General features: G+C 41.3%; 2 protein-coding genes and 1 pseudogene. 1 reads left to right on the forward strand and 2 read right to left on the reverse strand.

Annotation, left to right across the window (positions count from 1 at the left end; translation table 11 throughout):
* The first annotated feature begins 268 nt into the window (after positions 1-268).
* Positions 269-1,252, forward strand: coding sequence for a Gfo/Idh/MocA family protein (locus KSO91_RS16455; RefSeq protein WP_238744110.1), 984 nt, complete (start codon positions 269-271; stop codon positions 1,250-1,252).
* 202 nt (positions 1,253-1,454) lie between these two features.
* On the opposite strand, the gene KSO91_RS16460 is transcribed toward KSO91_RS16455, so the two are convergent.
* Complete coding sequence (locus tag KSO91_RS16460) at positions 1,455-2,345, reverse strand: pseudouridine synthase (RefSeq protein ID WP_238744111.1); 891 nt, start codon at positions 2,343-2,345, stop codon at positions 1,455-1,457.
* 320 nt (positions 2,346-2,665) lie between these two features.
* Positions 2,666-3,566: pseudogene (locus KSO91_RS18055) on the reverse strand (ISNCY family transposase); the annotation flags it as partial.
* Between the last annotated feature and the right edge of the window lie 124 nt (positions 3,567-3,690).

A 3,690-nucleotide genomic window follows, 5' to 3' on the forward strand; every position in this document is an offset into this window, starting at 1 on the left:
GCTTCATTAAAAGTCATTGTTGACAGTTTTTTATCTCATTAGCATCTTGCTAAGGGATGTCGATGTTTCAATTTCTGTAAAATTCCTCATTATTTAACATAACCACAGCAAATCCACTTTTTTACAACTTCACCGCGCAAAAGTCCGATCATTTGTGGCGATCACTCGGACTTTTCATTAACATTAATTTTAAAAGATTTGGCTGTCCTACTTTTTTTCCTTTTTTTCTACTTTTTCCCGCTAACATGCAACGTAACCAGGAGAAAAGATGATCAACTTAGCAGTAATTGGAACTAACTGGATATCAGAAAGATTTGTAGAAGCCGCTCTACAGAGCAATCATTTCCAATTAGGGGCGGTTTACTCTCGTCGACTAGATAGTGCGCATGGCTTTGCTCAACGCCACCAAGCTCCAAATTGTAATTTTTACAATAATTTAGAAGAACTCGGTATGGATAAAACTATCGATGCTGTCTATATTGCATCCCCAAACAGTCTACATTGCGAACAAGCTATTCTCATGATGAAATATGGTAAACATGTTATTTGTGAAAAGCCGATTGCCTCTAACATTGACGAAGCAACACTGATGTATCACTGCGCTAAAGAACAGCATGTCATTCTTTTTGAAGCGTTTAAAACCGAATTTCTACCTAATTTTAAAGAACTTAAGCTGAATCTTAGCGCAATAGGAAAATTGCGCAGTGTGTATTTAAATTACTGCCAGTACTCCTCGCGATACCAAAAGTATCTCGATGGAGAAAATCCGAACACATTCAACCCGGCCTATTCAAACGGGTCAATCATGGATATTGGTTTTTACTGTGTTTCAGCTGCGGTGTCTTTATTTGGTAAGCCCGATAACATACAAGCGAGCGCAAAATTGCTTGATTCAGGTGTTGATGCTCACGGTACCGCCATTTTTGAATACCCAAATTTTTTGCTCACCATTCAACACTCTAAAGTATCTGATGGAAATGTCGCGAGTGAACTTCAAGGTGAAGATGGTGTGATTCTCATTAAGGAAATATCTGAATGTAATGCCTTCACCATCCAAAAAAGAGGGGCAAAACCGCAAGTGATGCATGTTGAACAAGAAGACAATTCAATGATATATGAAGCAGTAGCTTTTGCTGAACAAATCCATGAAGGCTCAATGAATCCAGCCTTTGTGCAACGTTCTTTAGACGTATCGGAAGTGACGACTGAGATACGTCGTCAAACTGGTGTGACGTTCCCTGCTGATAAATAATTCCTTATATTCACAAAGCCGAAACCGTTATTTCAGGTTTACGAACACTGTAATGACTCAACCTCACGATTCATTGGTTCGCTTTGTGATAAGTTAACCTAGTCACTGATTTTAATTTAAAGGGCGAGGCTCAGATTTTTCCTTTTGCCTCTAAGTACGCTATTGGGCGTTAGCGAGTTTTCCTACTGTTGGTTGTTTTTCCTCATCTTAGCGATAAGTTACTGCCATAACTAAAGGATCTTAGTTGCTGAGTCACGGGATCAATAAATTGAAGATCCTTTGCTAGTAACTGTAATGGTGTTGAATAGTTATCCGCAGATAGTGGCTGTAATTGCGGGTAGTATTTATCATTTAGTATGGGCCAGCCCAGCGCCTGCATGTGAACACGTAACTGATGGGTTTTACCTGTAACGGGGTTTAATTCAAATAACGCCTTCTGAGTAGATTGTTGCACGCATCGAATCACAGAGTGGCTATTGGCTTCTCCCTCGGCCACACGCATGCAAAACCGTGGTTCGGATCGTATGATACGATTCTTCACTTCCCATTCCTGCCCTATAAGGTTTTCACCATCACTAATTTTGGCAATTGCCTGGTAGGTTTTGTGTATTTGTCGTGTTTCAAATAAATGATGGTAACGATGACGGGAGTCTGGGGTAACAGAGAATATGACCAATCCAGCGGTCACTCTATCTAAGCGGTGTAACGCTTGTAGAGACTCAATACCAGTGCTGCGTCGTAAACGATTTTGCAAACATTCATTTACATATTTACCGCCGGGGATAACCGCTAGAAAGTGAGGTTTATAGGCTACTAAAATATGTTGATCCTGAAATATAATCGTTTCTCTGAAGGGAATGCAAGGCTCGTTTTCGACTTCTCTGTAATAGTAGATCCGTTGCTGTGCTTTAAAAAGTGATTGTGTCGTTATCAGTGAACCGTCGTGACAATGTACCTTACCATCGGCGATGCGTTGTCGCCAAATATGGGCATCAATATAAGGGAATTTAATGATCAGATATTCCAACACTGTGGCAACGCCGGGGTTAGTCTGCGGTAAGCTCAGCTTTGAAGGGTACTCTGAAATTATCATTTAGCGAACCAAATTTGTGATTATAACATGTGCTTATAGGCTGTGGGTTATCCATTATGGGTCTATTATGTTGCGTCCAAGTGAAATTGGCCTCAATTTTGTAAGTTTATGACACGCTTTTGGGGCGCTAGCGAGTTGGTGTTCTGGATCGCTAAGGGGCGGATAGACGACACCTGTTACCAGGTGCCGTCCTCCTAAGAACCGTACGTACAAATTTCACTGCATACGGCTCAGCGGCATCATGTTAATGCGGCATCATGTTAATGTTAGCGCAAGTTTAAAATGTCACATAGTTCACCAATTTAGTAATGTCACATAAACTACTTATCTGGAGGCAGTGGATTTAATAATACAGAGTTAACTTGGCGAGCTTTTTTCTGTGCTGTGCGACTGAAGGTTTTACTACTCCGAGTTCTTTCCAAGGTTTTACTCCTTTCTTCCTGACTACGTTTAGCAAAGGCGAGTGCAGCACCCAGCCTTTTATTATCAACCACTTCAGCTTGGTTAACTTGTCGTAGCTTATCGAAGATCTGGTAGGGCAATGCATTACCACAATGTTTTATACTCACGGTGCCGTCAGGGTAGTCGTATATCATCACATTCTTGCCTACTAAACGATCTGTCGTACTGCTGGACTCTATCAGGTAGACCACTTTGTCATATTGCAGTGTTAAGGCTTTAGATACCTTGCGTGTCTTTTGGCGAGCGAAAATATCATCCAGTTCATCGTGACTTTCTCGTAATGAGCGATGAGCTTCTTTTAAACTATGTGGTGCCCGTGCAAAGCGATGATTAAAATCTTCAATAAAGGTTGGCATCCAGGCGTTTGCTTCTTCCATTGAGTTGATGCTAGAGTCGCATTTCTTTGATTAAGCGGTCTTGTAATGTCTTATTCGCACGCTCAACTCTTCCTTTAGCCTGAGAGCTGTTTGCACAAATTAATTCAATATTCAGTTCATAAAGTGCACGCCCATATTCGGTCATCTGCTTTCCAGTTAAGGGGGCTTTTTTATTGATTTTAAAAACAGAATGCTTATCACTGTAAAAGGCGACAGGCTTGCCGTGCTGTTCGATATATTGGCGTGTTGCGTTCATATAGTCATACGTTGACTCTACTTCACTGAAGCGCAATGTCATCAGTCTGCCCGTAGCATCATCAATGAACACCAGTAGACAGCATTTATCTGATCGACCTTCAAACCAGTCATGATGCGAACCATCGTGAGCTTACGGCTGCATAGTTTGACTTGGGCGGTTAGCCCAATTCAGTCTTTTTTGGAAAGCAAGTCAGCCGTTACTCACTATTTTCTAGATAATTCCATGGCAGGTAATTTTCTGGGTTGGC

This window comes from Psychromonas antarctica, from assembly GCF_022267535.1.
GTDB classification, from domain to species: domain Bacteria; phylum Pseudomonadota; class Gammaproteobacteria; order Enterobacterales; family Psychromonadaceae; genus Psychromonas; species Psychromonas antarctica.